Annotated in this window: 14 protein-coding genes; 6 read left to right on the top strand and 8 right to left on the bottom strand. The window is 69.6% G+C overall.

Annotated elements, in window-relative coordinates:
* The first annotated feature begins 32 nt into the window (after positions 1–32).
* Positions 33–1,298 (top strand): hypothetical protein, encoded by a 1,266-nt coding sequence (locus G510_RS0100675; RefSeq protein ID WP_029152009.1) that lies wholly within the window; start codon positions 33–35, stop codon positions 1,296–1,298.
* A 53-nt stretch (positions 1,299–1,351) separates the two neighbouring features.
* On the opposite strand, the gene sucB is transcribed toward G510_RS0100675, so the two are convergent.
* The 3 genes from sucB to G510_RS0100660 form a co-directional block, all read right to left on the bottom strand.
* Positions 1,352–3,391, bottom strand: coding sequence for a 2-oxoglutarate dehydrogenase, E2 component, dihydrolipoamide succinyltransferase (gene sucB / locus G510_RS0100670; protein ID WP_029152008.1), 2,040 nt, complete (start codon positions 3,389–3,391; stop codon positions 1,352–1,354).
* An 86-nt stretch (positions 3,392–3,477) separates the two neighbouring features.
* A complete protein-coding gene (gene lpdA / locus G510_RS0100665) occupies positions 3,478–4,884 on the bottom strand; it encodes a dihydrolipoyl dehydrogenase (protein ID WP_029152007.1) in 1,407 nt (468 codons plus the stop codon).
* A 27-nt stretch (positions 4,885–4,911) separates the two neighbouring features.
* Complete coding sequence (locus tag G510_RS0100660) at positions 4,912–6,393, bottom strand: leucyl aminopeptidase (protein ID WP_029152006.1); 1,482 nt, start codon at positions 6,391–6,393, stop codon at positions 4,912–4,914.
* Between the two features lie 54 nt (positions 6,394–6,447).
* On the opposite strand from G510_RS0100660, the gene G510_RS0100655 reads away from it, so the two are divergent.
* The 3 genes from G510_RS0100655 to G510_RS0100645 all read left to right on the top strand — a co-directional run bounded on the left by G510_RS0100655 (position 6,448) and on the right by G510_RS0100645 (position 9,639).
* Positions 6,448–7,377, top strand: coding sequence for a proteasome assembly chaperone family protein (locus tag G510_RS0100655; protein ID WP_036321400.1), 930 nt, complete (start codon positions 6,448–6,450; stop codon positions 7,375–7,377).
* Between the two features lie 193 nt (positions 7,378–7,570).
* On the top strand, positions 7,571–8,947 hold the full coding sequence (locus G510_RS0100650; RefSeq protein ID WP_029152004.1) for an RNA polymerase sigma factor: 1,377 nt from the start codon (positions 7,571–7,573) through the stop codon (positions 8,945–8,947).
* Positions 8,944–9,639 (top strand): coenzyme F420-0:L-glutamate ligase, encoded by a 696-nt coding sequence (locus tag G510_RS0100645; RefSeq protein ID WP_029152003.1) that lies wholly within the window; start codon positions 8,944–8,946, stop codon positions 9,637–9,639. Before G510_RS0100650 ends, G510_RS0100645 begins: the two co-directional genes overlap by 4 nt.
* 80 nt (positions 9,640–9,719) lie before the next feature.
* Here G510_RS0100645 and G510_RS0100640 read toward each other — a convergent pair whose 3' ends face one another.
* Positions 9,720–10,745 (bottom strand): sugar-transfer associated ATP-grasp domain-containing protein, encoded by a 1,026-nt coding sequence (locus G510_RS0100640; protein ID WP_029152002.1) that lies wholly within the window; start codon positions 10,743–10,745, stop codon positions 9,720–9,722.
* Positions 10,746–10,828: 83 nt separating this feature from the next.
* Between G510_RS0100640 and G510_RS0100635 the strand changes: the two genes are divergently transcribed.
* Positions 10,829–11,497: an alanine racemase gene (locus tag G510_RS0100635; protein WP_051216097.1), complete on the top strand. Its 669-nt coding sequence runs from the start codon at positions 10,829–10,831 to the stop codon at positions 11,495–11,497.
* Complete coding sequence (locus G510_RS0100630) at positions 11,494–12,522, top strand: alanine racemase (protein WP_029152000.1); 1,029 nt, start codon at positions 11,494–11,496, stop codon at positions 12,520–12,522. The genes G510_RS0100635 and G510_RS0100630 overlap by 4 nt, the downstream gene beginning before the upstream one ends.
* 4 nt (positions 12,523–12,526) lie before the next feature.
* On the opposite strand, the gene G510_RS14855 is transcribed toward G510_RS0100630, so the two are convergent.
* The 4 genes from G510_RS14855 to G510_RS0100610 form a co-directional block, all read right to left on the bottom strand.
* Complete coding sequence (locus G510_RS14855; protein ID WP_051216096.1) at positions 12,527–13,930, bottom strand: carbohydrate-binding domain-containing protein; 1,404 nt, start codon at positions 13,928–13,930, stop codon at positions 12,527–12,529.
* Positions 13,927–14,709, bottom strand: coding sequence for a polyphosphate polymerase domain-containing protein (locus tag G510_RS0100620; RefSeq protein WP_029151999.1), 783 nt, complete (start codon positions 14,707–14,709; stop codon positions 13,927–13,929). The genes G510_RS14855 and G510_RS0100620 overlap by 4 nt, the downstream gene beginning before the upstream one ends.
* Complete coding sequence (locus G510_RS0100615) at positions 14,706–15,305, bottom strand: DUF4956 domain-containing protein (protein ID WP_029151998.1); 600 nt, start codon at positions 15,303–15,305, stop codon at positions 14,706–14,708. The genes G510_RS0100620 and G510_RS0100615 overlap by 4 nt, the downstream gene beginning before the upstream one ends.
* A 135-nt stretch (positions 15,306–15,440) precedes the next feature.
* The gene (locus G510_RS0100610; RefSeq protein ID WP_029151997.1) at positions 15,441–15,650 is read right to left on the bottom strand and encodes a DUF7455 domain-containing protein; all 210 of its coding nucleotides are present in this window, start codon (positions 15,648–15,650) and stop codon (positions 15,441–15,443) included.
* Between the last annotated feature and the right edge of the window lie 60 nt (positions 15,651–15,710).

Below are 15,710 nucleotides of genomic sequence, written 5' to 3'. Positions count from 1 at the left end.
CGCGAGAGCTGAACCCGTCGCACGATGGGACCATGAGCACCACGACCCCGCGCACCGCGCCCCTCGACCCGCTCGAGATCGGAGTCCGCCGGATCCGCCGCGTGGGCACGCCCGAGGCGCCGTTCACCGCGACCCGAGCAGTCATGGCGGGGGAGGAACCCGTGCTGCTCGTCGACGTCGACGATCTCGACGACTGGCCGGGCTGGCAGGCGGCGGGCGCGCAGCACCTCCTCGGACCGACCGACGTGCTGCGCGGGCACGCTGGCCACGAGGCCATCCTCAGCGACCTGCGCGAACCGTGCGCCCGCACATTCGGGGCCCGGGACGAGGCAGGCGCGGGTTGGTTGCGTGGCGAGGCCGTGACTTGCATCGTGTCGATGCTGCGCGGGGTCTCGGAGGCGGCCGAGCGCGGGCTCGACGACGCGGCGCGCACCGGCGACTGGTGGATCACCGCCGACGGCCGCCCCGTGTTCGCGTTCGTGTGCGGCGATGCGGAGGGTCGCACGGTCGCGGAGGCCACGGGCGACGCGCTGCGGCGCATTCAGCTCGCGTGCGACGATCGCGTGATCGCGCGGATCGTCGACGACGCGCTCGATGCTCTTGAGGGGCCGAGCCCGCTCGCTCGGCGTGCAGAGGAGATCGAAACGGCCCTGTTCGAGGCGGCCGCGCCGCAGCCGATCGCCGCGTCAGCGGCCCACCGCGCCGCCGCGCGGCCCGCGCGTTCGATCGATGTCGGCCACGACGCGGAGGGAACGTTCGTCGACCGGATCCGAGCCCTGATCGAGCGCCACGTCGACACGGGCGTAGGCGATGCGGTCGCGGGGGCACTGCGATCGATGTCCGAGTGGCGGGCCAGGCGCGGCACCCGAGAGAAGAGCGCGCACCACGGTCGGGTCGCGCTCATCGGCCTCGGCGCCGCCGCGGTGGTGCTCGCGGGAGGCATGCTCTGGCCGGTCGAGTCGGCGCCCCCGTCCCAGGCCGCATCACCGAGCGCGACCGCGACGCCCACGCCGACGCCGACGCCCACGTCGCTGCCGGGCGAGGCAGCGCAGGATCCGCGCGAGGCTGCGGCGCGGATCCTCGTCGAATGGGGCGCCTGCCCGGCCGACTGCGATCTCGCCCGCGGGCTCGAACGCGCGGGAGCTGTCGCGGCGCCTGAGCCCGCGATCGCGCTCGTCGACGACTACGGCGAGGTCGTGCTACTGAAGGTTACGGCGCCCGAGGAGAGCGCCCAGTTGATGGTGCTGGAGCGCGCGGAGGAGAAATGGCGGATCCGCGATGTGTTCGACGCTCCGTGAGAACGCGGAATGGGCCGCACCCGAAGGTGCGGCCCATTCCGATCGCGATCAGGTCAGAGACCGAGGTTCGCCGCGAAGTTCGCTTCCTCGAGGCGGTTCTTGACCGCCGACAGGTAGCGAGCAGCATCTGCCCCATCGATCGTGCGGTGGTCGTACGACAGTGCGAGGTAGACGTACGAGCGCACGCCGATCGCGTCGGCTCCGTCGACCTTCGTCACGCCGGGTCGCTTGTACACGATTCCGGTGCCGAGGATGGCCGACTGCGGCAGGAACACGAGCGGAGTGTCGAACAGCGCGCCGCGCGATCCGGTGTTCGTGATCGTGAACGTGCCGCCCGCGAGGTCGTCGGGCTTCAGCTTGCCGTCGCGCGTGCGAGCCGCGAGATCGGCGATGCCGGACGCGATCTCCGCGAGCGACTTCGACGAGGCGTCGCGCAGCACCGGCGTGTAGAGGCCCTTGGGCGTGTCCACCGCGATGGAGAGGTTCTCCTGCTCGGGGTAGACGATGTTCTCGCCGTCGAGCGTCGAGTTGATGATCGGGTACGCCTTCAGCGCCTCGACCGCGGCGAGCGAGAAGAAGGACAGGAACGAGAGCTTCTGTCCGCTCTTCTCGAGGAACTCGTTCTTTTTCTGGTCGCGGAACTGCGCGAGCTTCGTGACATCGACCTCGACGATCGTCGTCAGCTGAGCCGTTGTGTTGAGCGACTCGACGGCGCGCGAGGAAACGACCTTGCGCAGGCGCGACATCGGCTGCGTCGTGCCGCGCAGCTCGGAGGTCTCCAGCTGCGTGGCGGGAGCAGCCGCCGGGGCCGGCGCGGACGCCGAACCGGTCGGTGCCGACTTCGCGGCGGCGAGCACGTCGTCCTTGCGGATGCGTCCGCCGACGCCCGTGCCGGACACGGAGGCCAGATCGACGCCGTGCTGTGCCGCGAGCTTGCGGACGAGGGGGGTCACGTAGACCGTGTCGGCGCCTGCGGCGGGTGCCTGAGCGGGCTTCGAGGCTTCAGCCTTGGGTGCTTCGGCCTTCGGTGCCTCGGCCTTGGGAGCTTCGGCCTTCGGGGCTTCCGCCTTAGGCGCTTCTGCCTTGGGGGCCTCTTCCTGGGGGGCCGCGGCGGGGGCGCCGGATCCGACGCGTGCGAGCACAGCGCCGACCCCGACGGTGTCGTCTTCGGCTGCGAGCAGCTCGAGGACGGTGCCGGCCACGAGGGAGGGCACCTCGGTGTCGACCTTGTCGGTGGAGATCTCGAGGAGCGGCTCATCGACGTCGACGGTGTCGCCGACCTGCTTCAGCCAGCGCGTGACGGTTCCCTCGGTGACGCTCTCGCCGAGCTCGGGGAGCGTGACGTCGGTCGCGTCGCCAGAAGCCGCCGGGGCTTCAGTCTCGGCCTTCGGCGCCTCAGCAGCGGCCGGGGCCTCTGCCTGGGGGGCTTCTGCCTTCGGTGTTTCTGCCTGAGGCGCTTCGGCCTTCGGGGCCTCTTCCTGGGGGGCCGTGGCGGGGGTGCCGGATCCGACGCGTGCGAGCACAGCGCCGACCTCGACGGTGTCGTCTTCGGCTGCGAGCAGCTCGAGGACGGTGCCGGCCACGGGGGAGGGCACCTCGGTGTCGACCTTGTCGGTGGAGATCTCGAGGAGCGGCTCATCGACGTCGACGGTGTCGCCGACCTGCTTCAGCCAGCGCGTGACGGTTCCCTCGGTGACGCTCTCGCCGAGCTCTGGGAGCGTGACGTCGGTCGCGTCGCCAGAAGCCGCCGGAGCGTCCGAGGCCGGCGCGGCAGGCGCCTCGGCCTCCGCCTTCGGAGCCTCGGGAGCAGCGGGGGCTTCTTCGGCCGGAGCCGCAGGTGCCTCCGACGAACCAGAGCCGTCGCCGATGGTCGCGAGCTCGGCGCCGACCTCCACGGTCTCGTCCTCGTCGACCGCGATCGACTGCAGCACGCCGGCGACCGGCGACGGGATCTCGGTGTCGACCTTGTCGGTCGAAACTTCGAGCAGAGGTTCATCGACCTCGACGGTGTCGCCGACCTGCTTCAGCCAGCGGGTGACCGTTCCCTCGGTGACGCTCTCGCCGAGAGCGGGGAGGACAACGGAAGTGCTCATATTCGAGTCTCCTTCAGAAAGCGAAAATGCTGTTATCAGCTTAGGGGATCGACGTGCGTCCTAGGTGAGTGACGCGTGGGCGCCGATCAGAGTGTGTGCAGGGGAGAACCGGCGAGCGCGAGGAAGGCCTCGCCGAGCGCCTCGCTCTGCGACGGGTGGGCGTGGATCAGCGGGGCGAGATCGTCGGCGCGTGCTTCCCACGCGACCGCGAGCTGGCCCTCTGTGATGAGTTCGCCGACGCGTTCGCCGACGAGGTGCACGCCGAGGATCGGCCCGTCCGCGAGCGCCACGACCTTCGCGAAGCCGGCGCGCGACTCGGATCCGGCCGAGACGATCTCGCTCTTCGCGTTGCCCGCGAGCGACACCTCGCGTGTGACGATGCGATCCGCGCCGTGCGCCGCGATGGCCTGCGGCTCGGTCGAGCCGACGGAGGCGACCTCCGGCGTCGAATATGTGACGCGCGGGAACAGCGAATCATCGAGCGGCGACGGGTTCTCGCCCGCAATGGTCTCCGCCACGAAGATCCCGTGCCGGAAACCGCGGTGCGCGAGCTGGGGGCCCGCGACGATGTCGCCGACCGCCCATACGTGCGGAGCGTTCGTGCGGAGCGACTCATCGACCGAGACGAATCCGCGATCGATCTCGATGCCCGCCTCGGCGAGACCGAGGCCGTTGGTGACCGGGCCGCGCCCGACCGCGACGAGCACGACGTCGGCATCAAGCGTGCGGGCCTCGCCGTCGCGATCGATCGAGACGGTCACGCCGTCATCCGACTGCTCGGCGGCCGTCACGCGCGCGCCGAGCTCGAGCGCGATGCCGCGGCGGCGGTACGCCTTCTCGAGCGCGTCGCGCGAGGACGGATCCTCGTTCGCGATCAGGTTGTCGAGCGCCTCGACGATCGTCACCTCGGCGCCCAGCGAGCGCCAGGCGCTCGCGAACTCCACGCCGATGACGCCGCCGCCGAGAATCACGGCGCGCCTCGGAACCTCGTCCAGCGCCAGAGCCGATTCCGAGTCGAGGATCTTCTGCCCCAGCTCGATGCCCGGAATCGTGCGGCTGGAGGCGCCGGTCGCGATGACGACGTCCGTTCCCACGAGCCGGTCGCCCGACACATCGATGGCCGGGCGGCCGTCGACGGACGTGAGGGTGCCGCGCCCCGAGACGACCGTGATCCCGCGCGCCTTGACGAGTGACGAGAGGCCGCGGTGCTTGCCCTGGACGAGCTTCTCGCGCCAAGCGAGGGACGCGGACAGGTCGATGCCGTCGAGCGTGGCGTTCACGCCGACCGCGGCCGCGCGGCGCACGCCGTCGGCCACCTCGGCCGTGTGCAGCAGCGCCTTGGTCGGAACGCAGCCGCGGTGCAGGCAGGTGCCGCCGAGGAGATCCTGCTCGACGATCGCGACCGTGCGGCCGAGCTCAGCGGCGCGAAGGGCGGCCGCATAGCCGCCGCTCCCGCCGCCGAGCACGACGAGGTCGTAGCTGCTGTCCGTCACGTCACACCGTCCTCTGAGCGGGGAACATCAGACGACCTCGCCGCCCGCGGCGACGAAATCGATGAGGGCGCGCGTCGACGCGCCCGTCGGTCCCTTGTCCGTGAAGCCGTACGGCGACGTCGTGCTCATGCCGCTGCCGGCGATGTCGAGGTGGACCCATGGGATTCGGTCGGCCTCGGGGTCGTTGCCGATGCGGCCCACGAAGCGCTGCAGGAACAGTCCGGCGTAGATCGATCCCGCGGCGCGGTTTCCGACGTTGGCGTTCTGCATGTCGGCGACGCGCGAATCGAGCTGATCCGACATGTAGTCCATGAGCGGCAGGGCCCAGGCTGCCTCGCCGGTGCGATCCGACGAACGCAGGAACGCGTCGGGCGCGTCGCCGTGGCCCATGATGCCGGTGTGGCGCGTGCCGAGCGCGACGACCATCGCGCCCGTGAGCGTCGCGACATCGACCACGACATCGGGGTTTTCGCGGCTCGCGGCGACGAGGCCGTCGGCGAGGACCAGGCGACCCTCCGCGTCGGTGTTGGTCACCTCGACGGTCGTGCCGTCGACCATCGTGAGCACGTCGCCGGGGCGCGTCGCGCGGCCCGAGGGCATGTTGTCTGCGATGCACATCCATGCGGTCACGCGAACGGGGAGCGCGAGCTGGGCGGCGGCGCGCACGACGGCGAGCACCTCGGCCGCACCGGTCATGTCCTCCTGCATGCCGACCATCGAGGCGGCGGGCTTGAGCGAGAGCCCGCCCGTGTCGAAGGTGATGCCCTTTCCGACGAGCGCGACGTGGCGCTCAGCGCCCTCGGGCGCGTAGTCGAGGCGCACGAGGCGCGGCGGGCGGTCGGATCCGATGCCGACGCCGAGGATCCCGCCGAAGCCGCCGTCAGCGAGCGCCTGCTCGTCCCACACGGTCGCCTGGATCGGCAGGTCGCTCACGAGCTCGACGGCGCCGTCGGCCAGCTGCTCGGGGCTCTGGCGATCGGCGGGCGTCGAGACGAGGTCCTTCACGAGTGCGACGGCGGCGCCGTGCGCGCGGGCGGTTCCGAGGTCGTCGTCGGTGACGGATTCGGGGGCGTGGACGAGCACGTGACGGGCGCGGCGCGACCGGGCGAGCTCGTCCTCCGGCGTGCTCTTCAACGCGTCGAACTGGTACGCACCGAGGATCGCTCCCTCGGCGATGGCGCGCCACGCGCCGTCGACCGTGGTGACGGCGTCGATCGCGACGGTCTCGAACCCGGTGAGCTGGCGCGCGGCCGCTCCGACTTGCTCGCGGATCGTGTTGAGGTCGTGATCCGGACCGAGGCCGACGACCGCGAGCGGCAGCGAAGTGAACCCGGGCGCGTATGCGCGAGCGAAGGATCCCTTCTTCCCCGTGAAGCCGATCGCGTCGAGCGCGGATCGCAGCTCGTCGCTCACCGCGGGGTCGTCCGTCGCCGGGATGGCGAGGATGAGCGCGTCGGCTGCTTCGGTCGGAAACGGAACATGGGTGATCGCAATATCAGGAAGCGGCATACCAACCATCCTAGTTTCGAGCTCGCGCCCCGGGCGCGCTCGTACGATGGGGGAATGGATCTGTTCGAGCGCGTTGCGAATGCACCCGTCGTGCCGCCCCGCCTGCCGCTGGTGGTTCTGCTGACGGGATTCACGGACGCCGGGGGCACCGTGGCGAGCGTCGTCGACTACATGCGGGAGGATCTGGAGCCGAGGCCGATCGTCATCTTCGACAACGACGCGCTGCTGGACTACCGGGCGCGGCGCCCGATCGTGACCTTCGACCAGGATCACCTGTCCGAGTTCCGCTCGCCGCGGCTCGAGCTGTCGCTCGTGCACGATGCGCTGGGGCAGCCCTTCCTGCTGCTCGCCGGCTACGAACCCGACTTCCAGTGGGAGCGGTTCGTCGCACTGCTCATGGGCCTCGCCGATGAGTTCGATGTCGGCACGATGACGTGGGTGCACGCGATCGCCATGCCGGTCCCGCACACGCGCCCGCTGTCGACGACGGTGAGCGGGTCGCGCGGCGACCTCATCCAGGCGCACTCGGTGTGGAAGCCGCACACACAGGTGCCGGCCACCGTCGGACACCTGATCGAGTACCGCATGTCGGAGGGCGGCTTCCCCGTGGCCGGCTTCGTCATGCTGGTGCCGCACTATCTCGCGGAGACCGACTACCCGGGATCCACCCTCGCCGCTCTCGACAAGCTCATGACGGCGACCGGCCTCGTGTTCGGACTCGACGACCTGCGAAACGACAACCGCGAGTACCTCGAACGCATCGAGGACCAGATCGCGCGCAACGACGACCTCGCACGGATGATCACGACGCTCGAGCAACGATTCGACGCCTACGCGGCCGGCGAGTTCGACGGCGACGAGCGCTCGCGCGATGACGCCGCGTTCGACGAGGGAGACCTGCCGAGCGCGGACGAGCTCGCGGCGGAGCTCGAGAGGTTCCTCGCGGATCACCCGGGCGATGACGAGCACCGCCGCTGGGAATAGGGATCGCGCCGTGCGCGTTGTCTCACACACTGCATCTCTTGGTCAAGAGCGCGCACGAATGTATGAGAGAATGTTGACCCGAGCCGTTGTCGAGCTGAAGCACCCCTGGGTGGTTCGCGCTTGACAAGGGCCTTAATCGTGTTCGAACACAACCAGGGCGCTGGCGCGCGGTGATCCTGGCGAAAGGTGAAACGTGACTGCTGCCACGAAGACCGACGAATCCGACGAGACGACGGCCACGGCCGCGAAGACCACCGCCAAGAAGAAGGCGGCACCGAAGAAGACCGCTGCGGAAAAGCCCGCGGCGAAGAAGGCGCCTGCCAAGGCCGCTCCGGCCAAGAAGGCGCCGGCGAAGAAGGCGCCTGCCAAGGCCGCTCCGGCCAAGAAGGCGCCGGCGAAGAAGGCGCCTGCCAAGGCCGCTCCGGCCAAGAAGGCGCCGGCGAAGACGGCTGCGGAAAAGCCCGCCGCGAAGAAGGCGACGCGCAAGAAGAGCGATGTCGTCGCGGAGCTCATCGGCGATGACGTGCCCGAGGTCGAAGAGACCGAGGAGAAGAAGGCGAAGCCCGAGCAGGTCGAGCCGCTTCCGTCCGGTGCGATCGTCATCAGCGCCTCCGAAGAGGAGGAAGTGCCGGTCTACTCCACGCAGATCACCGGCGCGACCGCCGACCCTGTCAAGGACTACCTGAAGCAGATCGGCAAGGTGCCGCTTCTGAACGCGGCCGAAGAAGTCGATCTGGCCATGCGCATCGAGGCGGGCCTGTTCGCCGAGGAGAAGCTGACCCAGATGTCGGCTGCCGAGAAGGCGAAGCAGCTCGGTCTCGACATGCAGTGGGTCGTGCGCGACGGACGCCGCGCGAAGAGTCACCTGCTCGGGGCGAACCTGCGCCTGGTCGTGTCGCTCGCGAAGCGCTACACCGGCCGCGGCATGCAGTTCCTCGACCTCATCCAGGAGGGGAACCTCGGCCTGATCCGTGCCGTCGAGAAGTTCGACTACACCAAGGGCTTCAAATTCTCGACCTACGCGACGTGGTGGATCCGCCAGGCGATCACCCGCGCCATGGCCGACCAGGCGCGCACGATCCGCATTCCGGTGCACATGGTCGAGGTCATCAATAAGCTCGCCCGCGTGCAGCGACAGATGTTGCAGGACCTCGGTCGCGAGCCCACACCGGAAGAGCTCGCCCGCGAGCTCGACATGACGCCCGAGAAGGTCGTCGAGGTGCAGAAGTACGGTCGCGAGCCGATCTCGCTGCACACGCCCCTCGGTGAGGACGGCGACAGCGAATTCGGCGACTTGATCGAAGACACCGAGGCGGTCGTTCCGGCCGACGCGGTGGGCTTCACGATGCTGCAGCGCCAGCTCGAGAGCCTGCTCGATTCCCTTTCGGAGCGCGAGGCGGGCGTGATCCGCATGCGCTTCGGCCTGGGCGACGGTCAGCCGAAGACGCTCGATCAGATCGGCGACACCTTCGGCGTGACGCGCGAGCGGATCCGTCAGATCGAGTCGAAGACGATGGCGAAGCTGCGCCACCCGAGCCGCTCGCAGTCGCTGCGGGACTACCTCGAGTGAGCTCGGAAGCGAACGACGGCAAGGCCCTCGAGGTCTCCGTCGATGGAACCGACTTCCTCCGCATCCCGCTGCGCACGCGGGTGGTCATGCCGGGCGACACGCTCGACGAGATCATCCGCGAGTATGCGGTCGGCAAGACCCAGCAGGGTGACATCCTGTTCGTCACGGAGAAGATCGTGGCGATCATGCAGGGCCGGTCGTACATGATGAGCGACATCCACCCCCGGCGGCTTGCGGTCTTCCTGTCGCGCTACGTCACCAAGACGGCGTACGGCATCGGCCTCGGCATTCCCGAGACGATGGAGTTCGCGCTGAAGGAGGTCGGAACGCTGCGGATCCTGTTCGCCGCGGCCGTCTCCGCCGTGACGAAGCTGTTCGGACGCCGCGGCGACTTCTACCGCATCGCCGGTGAGAAGGCGCGCGCGATCGACGGGCCGACGCCCGGAACGATCCCGCCGTACAACGACGCCGTCGTGCTCGGCCCGGAGCGCCCGCACGAGGTGGCGGCCGACGTGAAGAAGCTCGTCGGCTGCGAAGTCGCGGTCGTCGACATCAACGACATCGGCGGCAACATCCTGGGCTCGACGATCGACAAGGCCAGCGAACGTCAGCTGGTGCGGATCCTCAAGGACAACCCGCTCGGCCAGGGCCACCAGTCGACCCCGATGGGCATCATCCGCCGCGCGGCCTGACCACCCTAACCCTTCATTTCTGGCACATTTCCGCGCGCAAATCCGCGCAGAAATGTGCCAGAAATGAAGGTTCGGTGGGGTTAGAAGCCGATGGCGGCGCGGTAGCGGGGCTTGTGGCCCGTTCGGATGCCCGACACGCTCGGCTTGTTCTCGTACACGCCGGCGCCCCAGTTGCCCTCCACGAGCACCGGGCCCTTCTCGGTCGCGACGACGTCCCAGCCCGCGTACTGCACCTCGGGAACCACGCGCGCGGCGCGGTCGATGAGGGCGACGGCCTCGTCGAATCCGGGCAGCTGGAAGTCGGCGATGCGGAAGCCCGTGTCGGGGTGGTTCTCGTGCACGTTCGCGTGCGAGTCGTATCCCGCGCTCATCGCATGGCCCGAGTCGGGGTCGAGCATCGTGTAGAAGCCGCCGTACGACATCTGGTCGCTGACCTCGCCGCGGCCGAACTTCTGCGCGACCGCGAGGATGTGCACGTCCTTGCCGTCGTAGAACGCCGTGATCCGGGTGGTGTTGACGGTTCCGGGGCACACGGCCGACAGGTCGGCGTGCTGGGAGATGACCTCTTCGAGCAGGATCTCGCCGGCATCGATCAGCCCGCGGTGGAAAACACCCCAGTCCGCGACGTCCTTGGCGTGATAACGACGCACGCCGAGGCCCATGTGGCTGACGGGAACCTTGGCGATGACCGTGCCCTGCTGCTCGACGAATTCCCGCACCTCGTCGGCGTTGTCGTCGGTGACGACCAGCCAAGCGCGGTTCAGGAACTCGGAGAAGCGCTCGTTGAACGCGATCTTGTCCTCGAAGATCCGGCGGCCCGCGGGCTGCGAGTACTGCTGCGCGAGCTGGGCGGAGACCGGGTGCGTCATGAAGGTGGCGCGCTCCTCGGGCGTGAGGATGGCGAAGTCGAAGTCGACGTAGTCCTGGAACGCGACGTCCTTGCGGGCGGCCTGCCAGAGCATGTCGGCGAGCACGGTCGGGACCGGCTTACCGTGCTCCTGGCGGACTTCCTTGGCGCGTTCGATCACCGCACCGATATCGATGCGGCGGGCGCGCTGCGCGAGGTAGCGCAGCTTCGGTCCGAGGGCGAGGCCATTCGACGTCATGGATCCTCCGAGTCGGCGGTAAGTGGACGGATCGCGCGGCGCGCTGAAGAAGCACCGTGCGACCGCGTCATAGTCTAGGGCGGATGAGTGAGTCGATACTGGGGACGAGCATTCCGCGCACGCGCGTGTCGCGTTCCGCTCTCGAGCGGAACATCGCCCGCGCGGCGCGCGAGGCACCCGGATCCGCGATCGATCTGCGTCGCGATGCCTGCGGTCACGGCGCCCCGATCGTCGCGGAAGCCGCTCGCGCGACAGGGATCACGACGGCGATCGTCGACGAGGGCGCGGATCCGTTCGGCTTCGCGCCCGCGCCGGACACGGCGCTGCCCCTCGATGCCGTCTTCGGACTCGCCGGTCACGGCGAGCCCGCGATGACGCTCGCCGCGCCCGTGCTGCAGGTGAAGACGCTCCGCGCCGGCGACGGCGTCTCCTACGGATACCGACACCGCGCCGAGCGGGACACCCGCGTCGCGCTCGTGTCCGGGGGATACGCCCAGGGCGTTGCGCGGGCGATCGGATCCCGGGCCGTCGTGCTCTTCGGCGACGACGAGGCACCGATCATCGGCCGCGTGGCGATGGACGTGTGCGTCGTCGACATCGGCGGGATCGACGTCGGCCCGCGCGACGAGGCGCGGTTCTTCGGCGCCGCGCGCCCGGATCTGCTGCGGGCCTGGGCGGACGCGACCGGCTGGACCGAGCTCGAGCTCGCCGCCGTCGTCGGGCTCTCGGTTGCGCGGGAGGAGGTCGCATGATGCGCGCCGAGCTCCGCGTCGACCTCGCCCGCCTGCGCCAGAACGTGCGGGCGGTGCGCGAACGCATGGATCCCGCCGAGGTGCTCGTCGTGATCAAGGACAACGCGTACGCGCAGGGCGTCGAACCGGTCGTCTCCGCGGCCCTCGACGCCGGCGCCACGTGGTTCGGCGGCATCGATCTCGACAGCGCCGTGCGCGCGAAGCGCGAGGCGCGGGAGCGCGCGCGGGTGTTCTGCTGGATGACGCTGTCGTCCGAGGAGGCTCAGCAGGGAATCGACGAAGGCCTCGAGCTCGGCGTCGGCGACGCCGACTACCTCGAGCACGTCGCGGCGGCCGAGGGCACCGCGATCGTTCACCTGAAGATCGACACGGGCCTGCACCGCAACGGCGTGCGGCCCGAGCAATGGGCGGCGTTCTGCGCGCGAGCCGCCGAGCACGAGCGCGGGGGACGGATCCGCGTGGTCGGCATCTGGACCCACATCGCCGAGGCGAGCGACGAGGAGGACGATGCCTCGCGCGCCGAGTTCGACCGTGCAGTCGAGATCGCCCGCACGGCCGGTCTCGAGCCGGAGGTGCGCCACCTGGCGGCGAGCGCGGCCGCATGGCACCGCGCCGAGTTCCGTTACGACCTCGTGCGCGTCGGGGCGTTCTGCTACGGGATCCGCTCGGAGGATGGCCCCGAGATCGCGGGCGTCGCCCCGGCGTCGGCGCTCGTCGCGCCGGTCGTCGCCGTCGGAGACGACGTCGAAGTAGCGATCGGATCCGTCGACGGGTACGCGTCGGCCCTCGCGGGTCGCGTCAGCGTCGCGACGCCGGCGGGCGTGCGCGCCGTCACGAGGGTGGATCCGTTCACCTCGCGCGTGGAACCATGGCCGGGAGCCGCGGTCGGCGACGAGGTGATCCTGTTCGGTCCGGGGGAGAACGGCGAGCCCACCCCGACCGACCTCGGCGAGGCGATCGGTACGGTCGGCGAGGAGCCGCTGCTGCGTGTGTCACCGCTGGTGACGCGCACCTACGTCGACTGACGGGCTAGGACGCCCGGTCGGCGTCCGGGGCGTCGGTCGGCGCGGGCATCTCTCCGCCACCGGGCATCTCGCCCGTTCCCTGTCGGCCCTCTCCGGGCTCACCGCCGCCCATCCTGGGGCCGCCCGGCATCTGCTGGATGGAATCGGAATCGAACGCCTCGCCGTTCGCGACGACGACGCCCTCCGCGACGGTCGCGGTGCCGTTCGCGTCGATCGGGTTGTCTCCGCCGTTCTCGGCGCTCGAGATCGTGACGTCGCCGCCCGAGACGGTGACGGATCCGTTGGAATCGAGCCCGTCGAACCCGGCGTCGATCGTGATCGTGCCGCCCGAGATCTCGAGGCGCTCGCCCGTGTCGGTCTCGCGCTCCTGACCGCCGGCGTTGATGCCGGAGGCGTTGATGCCGTCGTCGACCGCCATGAGGTCGATCGTGCCGTCGAAGATGCCGACGGAGATCGCTTGCATCCCCTCGTTCGACGCGGTCACGGTGATCGTGCCGCCGCCGATGGTGAGGATGCTCTCGCCCTCGAGGCCGTGGTCTGCGGCGTCGATCGTGGTGTCTCCGCCCGTGATGACGACGTCCGTCAGCGCCTGGATGCCGTCGTCTCCCGCGGCGATGCCGATCGTGCCGCCGCTCACCAGAACATATCCCTGGGTCTCGTTCTCCTCCTGGTCGCTCTTGAGGCCGTCGCCGGCCGTCGCCGTGAGGTCGAGCTCGCCTCCCTCGACCACGAGCGCGTCCTTCCCGCGCAGGGCGTCGTCGGCGGCGGACACCGTGATCCTGCCGGCGAGGACGACGAGGTCATCGGTCGACGAGATGCCGTCGTTGCCGTTGCCCGTCACGGTGAGGGATCCGTCGCCGGATATCGTGAGGTCGCTGCTGGCGTCGATCGCCGCGTTGACGGTCGCGTCCTCGGCGTACGAGGCGGCGTCCGAGACGGTGTTCTCGCTGCCCGACGCGAGGTTGATCGCCACGTCGTCCGCCGTGCGCACCTCGATCGCCGGGCCATCGGCGTTCGAGATCTCGGCGCCGTCGAGGATCAGGACGACCTGGGCGTCCTCGGGCGCCTCCACGACGACCGCGCCCTCGAGCGATCCCGACAACCGGTACACACCGGCGGCGGTGACCGTGACGGTGGAGCCGTCCACGCTCACGCCGTCTCCCGACGCTTCCGCGGTGGATCCGTCGAGGGCGACGTCGACGGCGTCGTCCGCCGACCATTCGTCGTCGTTCACGGTCGTGTAGTCGCTGTTCGCGGCGAGCACCTCCTCCGGGGAGAGATCGCCCGTGAACGCGCGTGCCGTCGTTTCGCTCGATCCGGCATCGGCGGCTCCGGCCGAGGCGCTGCAGCTGGCGAGCAGAATGCCCGTCGCGGCCAGAGCGGTCAGGGCGAATGCGGTGCGTTTCATCGTTGCTCCTGGGGGTCGGTGGTGAGAATGGATTCGGAGAACGGCCCGCGCAGCGTGCGAGCCCACTTGCTTACCGGCAGTTCGGGGTGCAGCGCTGCGGTGCCGGTGCCGAACTTGCTGATTCCGCTCGGCCGGTGGCCGGTGCGCCAGAGCGCGCGATCGAGGTCGTTCGGACGCCCCGGCGACTTCGACTCGACGATCGCGTAGCCCGGCAGGCTCAGCGCGCGGCCGTCGGGATCCGACCAGCGGAGATCGGTGTCGATCGTTGCGCGGCTGCCATCGGGCAGCAGCAGCGTCGAGCGGCGGTATCGACTGACGAGAGACGGTCGCATCTCGGCGACGAGCGACGGCTCGTGACCGCGCTGCGCGAGCAGGTCTGCGGCATAGGCGCCGCCCGAGGGGGTGATGCGGGCGCGGTCGATCGGCGCGTACGGCATGCGTTCTTTGACGGTCGTGCCGCGGCCGCTCTTGGTCTTGAGCTCGAGGTACGACCCGCCGGTATCGAGATATGTGCGGGTGCGCAGCTTGAACCGACGCCGGCGCCGGAGCGCGGTGAGTCGATAGGCGAGGAAGTCCGGGGTGTCGAAGTAGACCGAGTCGTACGCGAAGTCGCGGGATCCGTCGATGTCGAGCACGCGCACGCGCGGATCCGCGTGGGAGACGACGTCCGCGACGGTGTCGAGCGGCAGGAGGTACTTGCGATCGACGCGCGTCAGGAGCGCGGCCTGCGCGACGAGCGATTCGAGGGTGACGGGCGCGAACGCGTTCAGGGCGATCATCGCGAGGCCGCGCTCTCCGCGACGGACTGCGTCTGCTTCTCACGACTTGCCGTCACCCGATAGCGCACGTCCACGAGCGTCGAGTCGTTGACGAGGTCGAGCTGTTGCACGGTGATCGCCGTCACGGTGCCGCCGAGGCATTCGCCGAGCTCGTCGCTCAGTTCCTGTTCATCGGCGATCGCGCGATCGAGGCGCACCACCTGGTGTCGGCTGCGTCCGAGCAGCGCGGGATGATCGGCGACCCACATCGTGACGAGGATGAGCGCGATGAGCGCGGCGGGAATCGTGACGGAACTGCCGCCGAGCCCGCCGATCAGGCCCATCGCGAGGGCCGCGAAGTAGTAGGCGACTTCGCGCTGCGAGATCTCGGACGAACGCAGACGGATGATCGAGAGCACGCCGAACAATCCGAGCCCCAGCCCCGCCGCGACCTGCGCCGTGGCGAGCACGCTCGCCACCGCGAGCACGCCGATGTTGACACCGAGGAATGCGACGACGAGGTCGCGCCTCCGATGTCGCGGGTAATAGACGCCGAAGGCGAGGATCAGCGCCGCGACGATGTCGATGGCGATGAGGGTGAGGGTCGAAATGGTCATCGAGTTGCTCCTTGGGAAGTGATTCATCCATCAGAGCGCTCTCAAATTTGTGAGACCTATGCCATTTTGATCAACCGGACATGGATGCGAAAGGGCCGCCTCCCGAGTGGGAGGCGGCCCTTGAGGCTGATCAGGTCAGTCCTGCAGCTTCGCAGTCTCGTCGTGCCAGTTGGTGGCGACGGCGCGCAGCTTCTCTTCGAACTTGCGGCCGTGGTGGGCGCAGTACAGAAGCTCGCTGCCGCCGACCTCGGCGGCGATGTATGCCTGGGCTCCACACGCGTCGCAGCGATCGAGCGCCGTCAGTCGGTGGGAGACAGGGGCTTCGGCCAGGGGTGCTGCAGTCATCGATCTGTCTCCTTCGTGGTTCGTTCCGTGTCACGGGCCATGCCCCATACAACCACGCAG

The sequence above is a fragment of the Microbacterium gubbeenense DSM 15944 genome, from assembly GCF_000422745.1.
Lineage (GTDB): Bacteria > Actinomycetota > Actinomycetes > Actinomycetales > Microbacteriaceae > Microbacterium > Microbacterium gubbeenense.
Note: the sequence above shows the minus strand (reverse complement) of the source record. Positions and strands in the feature narration are given on the sequence as shown.

Coding starts and splice junctions, on each gene's coding strand:
- G510_RS0100675 (WP_029152009.1), top strand. CDS start 33: ATGAGCACCACGACCCCGCGCACCGCGCCCCTCGACCCGCTCGAGATC.
- sucB (WP_029152008.1), bottom strand. CDS start 3,391: ATGAGCACTTCCGTTGTCCTCCCCGCTCTCGGCGAGAGCGTCACCGAG.
- G510_RS0100615 (WP_029151998.1), bottom strand. CDS start 15,305: ATGACCATTTCGACCCTCACCCTCATCGCCATCGACATCGTCGCGGCG.
- G510_RS0100620 (WP_029151999.1), bottom strand. CDS start 14,709: ATGATCGCCCTGAACGCGTTCGCGCCCGTCACCCTCGAATCGCTCGTC.
- G510_RS0100655 (WP_036321400.1), top strand. CDS start 6,448: ATGGATCTGTTCGAGCGCGTTGCGAATGCACCCGTCGTGCCGCCCCGC.
- G510_RS0100635 (WP_051216097.1), top strand. CDS start 10,829: ATGAGTGAGTCGATACTGGGGACGAGCATTCCGCGCACGCGCGTGTCG.
- G510_RS0100660 (WP_029152006.1), bottom strand. CDS start 6,393: ATGCCGCTTCCTGATATTGCGATCACCCATGTTCCGTTTCCGACCGAA.
- G510_RS0100640 (WP_029152002.1), bottom strand. CDS start 10,745: ATGACGTCGAATGGCCTCGCCCTCGGACCGAAGCTGCGCTACCTCGCG.
- G510_RS14855 (WP_051216096.1), bottom strand. CDS start 13,930: ATGAAACGCACCGCATTCGCCCTGACCGCTCTGGCCGCGACGGGCATT.
- G510_RS0100610 (WP_029151997.1), bottom strand. CDS start 15,650: ATGACTGCAGCACCCCTGGCCGAAGCCCCTGTCTCCCACCGACTGACG.
- G510_RS0100630 (WP_029152000.1), top strand. CDS start 11,494: ATGATGCGCGCCGAGCTCCGCGTCGACCTCGCCCGCCTGCGCCAGAAC.